Source organism: Aeromicrobium sp. (assembly GCF_025965075.1).
In the GTDB taxonomy this organism is placed as follows: Bacteria; Actinomycetota; Actinomycetes; order Propionibacteriales; family Nocardioidaceae; genus Aeromicrobium.
Genome location: NZ_JAOPXQ010000249.1, coordinates 1 through 4,860, shown reverse-complemented (window position 1 = coordinate 4,860; position 4,860 = coordinate 1). Strand labels below are relative to the sequence as shown.

General features: G+C 71.7%; 4 protein-coding genes. 2 read left to right on the top strand and 2 right to left on the bottom strand.

The window, feature by feature from the left end; translation table 11 throughout:
- Together JWQ91_RS14845 and gabT are read right to left on the bottom strand one after the other, a co-directional pair.
- A partial coding sequence (locus tag JWQ91_RS14845) for an aldehyde dehydrogenase family protein (RefSeq protein ID WP_297785803.1) occupies positions 1 to 1,220 on the bottom strand: 1,220 nt, incomplete at its 3' end.
- Entirely contained in the window at positions 1,217 to 2,551 is a 1,335-nt protein-coding gene (gabT, locus tag JWQ91_RS14840; RefSeq protein WP_297785800.1) for a 4-aminobutyrate--2-oxoglutarate transaminase, read from the bottom strand. The genes JWQ91_RS14845 and gabT, both read right to left, overlap by 4 nt.
- A 70-nt stretch (positions 2,552 to 2,621) precedes the next feature.
- Between gabT and JWQ91_RS14835 the strand changes: the two genes are divergently transcribed.
- Together JWQ91_RS14835 and JWQ91_RS14830 are read left to right on the top strand one after the other, a co-directional pair.
- Positions 2,622 to 3,512 (top strand): LysR family transcriptional regulator, encoded by an 891-nt coding sequence (locus tag JWQ91_RS14835; RefSeq protein ID WP_297785797.1) that lies wholly within the window; start codon positions 2,622 to 2,624, stop codon positions 3,510 to 3,512.
- 151 nt (positions 3,513 to 3,663) lie between these two features.
- Positions 3,664 to 4,818 (top strand): ScyD/ScyE family protein, encoded by a 1,155-nt coding sequence (locus JWQ91_RS14830; RefSeq protein ID WP_297785794.1) that lies wholly within the window; start codon positions 3,664 to 3,666, stop codon positions 4,816 to 4,818.
- The last annotated feature ends 42 nt before the right edge of the window (positions 4,819 to 4,860 follow it).

Here is a 4,860-nt window from a genome sequence, read left to right as displayed (position 1 = left end):
CCCATCTCGGTGTCGTTGGCCATCGCGATGACCTCCGCGTCGGTCGTCCAGGTGACGATCGGCGCGATCGGACCGAAGATCTCCTCGTGCACGATCGCGGCGTCGGCCGGGACGTCGACCAGCACGGTGGGCGGGAAGTAGAAGCCCTTGCTGTCCTCGGGCACAGGAGCCTGGTGGGCGATCCGGGCACCCGCCGCGATCGCGCCGGCGAGCAGCGCGTTGGTCTCGTCGACCGCCTTGGCGTTGATCAGCGGGCCGATGTCGGACCCCTCGGAGGCGGGTCCCACGACGAGGTTCTCCACGGCAGCGCCCAGCTTCGCGGTGAACTCCGCGGCCACGGCAGCGTGGACGTACAACCGATTGGCCGCCGTGCACGCCTGCCCGCCACCGCGGAACTTGGCGATCATCGCGCCGGCGACGGCCGCGTCGAGGTCGGCATCATCCGTGACGACGAACGGTGCGTTGCCGCCGAGCTCCATCGAGGAGTTGATGACCCGGTCGGCGGCCTGCTTGAGCAGCACCTGGCCGATGCCGGTGGACCCGGTGAACGAGATCTTGCGGACGCGTGGATCCTCCATCCAGGTGCCGACGATCCTGGATGCCGACCGCGACGGCACGACGTTGACGACACCGGCCGGGACACCGGCCTCGACCAGGAGCCTCGCGATCGCGAACGCGGTGAGCGGCGTCTCCGAGGCGGGCTTGAGCACCACCGTGCACCCCGCGGCCAGCGCAGGGGCGATCTTGCGGGCGGCCATCGCGGCCGGGAAGTTCCACGGCGTGACGAGGGCGGCGACGCCGACCGGGTGGTGCGTCACCACGGTGCGGGTGCCGCCGGCGGGGGACGAGCCATAGTCGCCGCCCGTGCGGACGGCCTCCTCGGCGAACCAGCGGAAGAACTCGGCGGAGTAGGTGACCTCACCGATCGCGTCCGACAGCGACTTGCCGTTCTCGGCGGCGATCAGGGCGCCCAGCTCCTCGCGGTCGCGGATCATCAGCTCGAACGTCCGGCGCAGGATCTCGGCGCGCTCGCGCGGGGCGACCCGGCGCCACAACGGCAGAGCCGCGGCCGCAGCATCCACGGCGGCCGTCGCGTCGGCGACACCGCCGTTGGAGACGGCGCGGATCGGCTCGGCGGTCGCGGGGTCGACGACGTCGAACTCCCCGTCGGCGCCGGGGAGCCACTCGTTGTTGATGAGCACGTCAGCAGGGTTGGTCATGACTGAACCTCCGAGAAGATCTGGGTGAGGACCTCGAGGCCCTCGGTCAGGAGCTCGTCGCTGATCGCCAGCGGCGGCAGGAAGCGGAGCACGTTGCCGTACGTCCCGCAGGTCAGCACGATGACGCCGGCCCGGTGGGCGGCGGCCGCGACGGCCTTGGCCAGGTCGGCGTCCGGCTCGTCGGTGCCGGACCGCACGAGCTCGACCGCGATCATGGCGCCACGGCCGCGGACGTCGCCGAGGCGGTCGTCGTCGGCCTGCAGACGGTGCAGGGCGTCGAGCATGAGCCGCTCGACCTGCTGGGCCCGGTCGACCAGGCCCTCGGCCTCGATCGTCTCGATCGTCGCCAGCGCGGCGGCGCAGGCCAGCGGGTTGCCGCCGTACGTCCCGCCGAGGCCGCTGACGTGGGAGGCGTCCATGATGTCGGCGCGGCCCGTGACCGCCGACAGCGGCAGGCCGCCGGCGATCCCCTTGGCCGTGACGATGACGTCCGGGACGATGCCCTCGCGATCGCACGCGAACATCGCGCCGGTGCGGGCGAAGCCGGTCTGCACCTCGTCGGCGATGAACACGACCCCGTGGGCGGTGCACCAGTCGACGATCGCGGCCAGGAAGCCGTCGGCCGGGACGATGAACCCGCCCTCGCCCTGGATCGGCTCGATCACGACGGCGGCGAGGTTGTCGGCGCCGACCTGCTTCTCGATGACGTCGATCGCGCGGCGGGCGGCGAGCTGGCCGTCCATGGCCTTCTCGTCGCGGTAGGGGTAGGACAGCGGGGCGCGGTAGATCTCCGGCGCGAACGGGCCGAAGCCGCTCTTGTAGGGCATCGCCTTCGCGGTCATCGCCATCGTCAGGTTGGTCCGCCCGTGGTAGGCGTGGTCGAAGACCACGACGGCCTGCCGCTTGGTGTGCGCGCGGGCGATCTTGATCGCGTTCTCGACCGCCTCGGCGCCGGAGTTGAACAGCGCGGACTTCTTGTCGTGGTCGCCGGGGGTCAGCCGGTTGAGCGCCTCGGCCACCGCGACGTACCCCTCGTAGGGGGTGATCATGAAGCACGTGTGGGTGAAGGCCGCGACCTGCTCGCGCACCGCGTCGACGACCCGGGGCGCGCTGTTGCCGATCGTCGTGACCGCGATGCCGGAGCCGAGGTCGATGAACGAGTTGCCGTCGACGTCTTTGACGATGCCGCCGCCGGCCTCGACCGCGAACACCGGCATCGTCGTGCCGATGCCCTGGGCGACGGCGGCGTGCTTGCGCGCCATGAGCTCCTGCGAGCGGGGACCGGGGATGGCCGTGACGAGCTCACGGCGCTGTTCGAGAGAGGCAGGCATGACGTGATTCTCCTCGTTCGGACGTATGCCGTCCAATACCGGGAACTGATCCGGGCTATGCTCCCGAGGCATGGAGCTGCGGACCTTGGGATACTTCGTCGCGGTCGCCGAGACGGAGTCGGTCAGCGCCGCGGCCGCGGTCGTCCACGTGACGCAGCCGGCGATCTCCCGCCAGCTGCGCCAGCTCGAGCGCGAGATCGGCGTCGACCTGTTCGTCCGCTCGGCGGGACGGCTGCGGCTGAGCGCCGCCGGCCGGGAGTTCCTGCCGCACGCACGCGCCGTGCTGCGCCAGGCCGACAGCGCGGCGCGGGCCGCCCGGTCGTACGCCGCGGGCCGGCTCGAGCGGCTCACGATCGCCGCCCCGACCACGACGCTGACCGACGTCATCGCCCCGTTCCTGGCGACCCTGGCCGCGGACGACCCGATGCCGACGGTGCTGGAGTCGGATCCCCGCGGGGCGTACGCCGCGCTGCGCCGGGGCGCCGACCTCGCGATCGTGACCGAGCGGCCGGCCGCGCCGCTGGCCAGCGCTCCCATCGCGGTGCTACCTGTGTGGGCGTACGTCCCGGCCGACCACCCGTGGCACGCCGAGAAGGTGCGGCTGCGGGCCCTGGTCGAGGAGACCCTGCTGGTGCTGACCCCGGGGTTCCGTCCCCGGCAGATCCTCGACGCCGCGCTGGACTCGGCCGGCCTGACGATGGGTGAGGTCGTCGAGTGCACGAATCCCCAGGTCGCGCAGGCGCTCGCCGCCGCGGGCCGGGGCGTCGCGGTCGTCACGGACGATCCCCGGTTCGACCTGCGGGGCCTGGAGATCCAGGGCCGTGACGGTCCGCTGCGGATCGAGCTGTTCGCCGCGTGGGAGCCCGGGCACCACGCGGCCGCGTCCCTGGCCGCGCTGGCCGAACGCCTCCGGGACTTCTGCGTCGACCGCTACGGAGCCGACGTCGCGCCGGTCCGCTGAGACCCATGCGGACCTCCGCACCGTTTCCCGCAGTGACCGTATGTCGGGATCGAGCGCACCTAGCGTGATCGCTGGGGGAGTAAGAGTGGCGGGAATCCATCGACATCTCGGGACATCGAAAGGCATCCATCTCATGAAACGTCGTTCTTCAGTGGCACTGCTCGGTGCGGCAGCTCTCGTCGCCGGCAGCGCCCTCATCTCCGGTCCCGCGGTCGCGGGCAGCAATGGTGGCGTCGGTGAGCCACGCGTCATCACCGACGGTCTCGTCACCCCCCTCAAGCTGGCCGTCAACGACCACGGCACGGCGTACGTGTCCCAGAACTTCATCGGCGAGCTGACCAAGGTCGCCAGGGACGGGACCAAGACGCCGTTCGCGTCCGCTCCCGGCGAGGAGGTCGGAGGCGTGTCCGAGCACGACGGGACCGTCTACTGGACCACGACCGGTGAGGGATCGGCCAAGATGTTCGCCCAGCGCCGCGGCGGGGAGCCCCGGCAGATCGCCGACATCTGGGCGCACGAGAACTCCACCAACCCCGACCAGGGCACGACGTACGGATTCCGTGACCTGCCGGCCGAGTGCGCCGCGCAGTTCCCGGCCGACAACCCCGCGTCGTACACCGGTGCCGTCGACAGCCACCCATACGCCACCTTGGTGACGGACCGCCACAAGTACGTGGCCGACGCCGGCGCCAACGCGATCTTCGAGGTGGGCCGGCACGGACGCGTGACGACGGTCGCGACCCTCCCCGGGGTCGGGACGGTCGTCACCGCCGAGGCGGCGGCGGCGCAGCAGCTGCCGGAGTGCGCGGTGGGCCACACGTACTACTTCGAGTTCGTCCCCACGGACATCGAGCAGTCCCGTGACGGCCGGCTGTACGTGACCTCCCTGCCGGGTGGTCCCGAGGACGCGAGCCTCGGCGCCCGCGGCGCGGTCTACGAGCTCAAGGCCAAGGGCGGCGGACACCACCACAAGTCCGGGTCGAACGGTGCCAAGGCCAAGAAGGTCGCCGGCGGCTTCGTCGGAGCGGTCGACCTGGCGCTCCTGCCGGACCGGAAGGTCGCGGTCGCCGAGCTGTTCGGCGGCGCCGAGGGTCAGGGCCAGGTGAGCCTGTTCAAGCTCGGCTCGCGTTCGGCGAACGACCCGGCGAAGCGGCAGACGTTGGCCCTCGCCTCACCGGCCGCGGTCGAGTGGGTCGGCGGCCGGCACTCCGGCAAGCTGTACGTCACGACCGACGCGTTCGTGGGCGGAGAGCCGGGACCGACCGGCAAGCTGCAGGTGCTGTCCATCGGATCGCACCGCCACTAGACGTCGTACGCGCGCTCGTTCTGCGAGGGTGCGTGTGCGGCA

Coding starts and splice junctions, on each gene's coding strand:
- gabT (WP_297785800.1), bottom strand. CDS start 2,551: ATGCCTGCCTCTCTCGAACAGCGCCGTGAGCTCGTCACGGCCATCCCC.
- JWQ91_RS14835 (WP_297785797.1), top strand. CDS start 2,622: ATGGAGCTGCGGACCTTGGGATACTTCGTCGCGGTCGCCGAGACGGAG.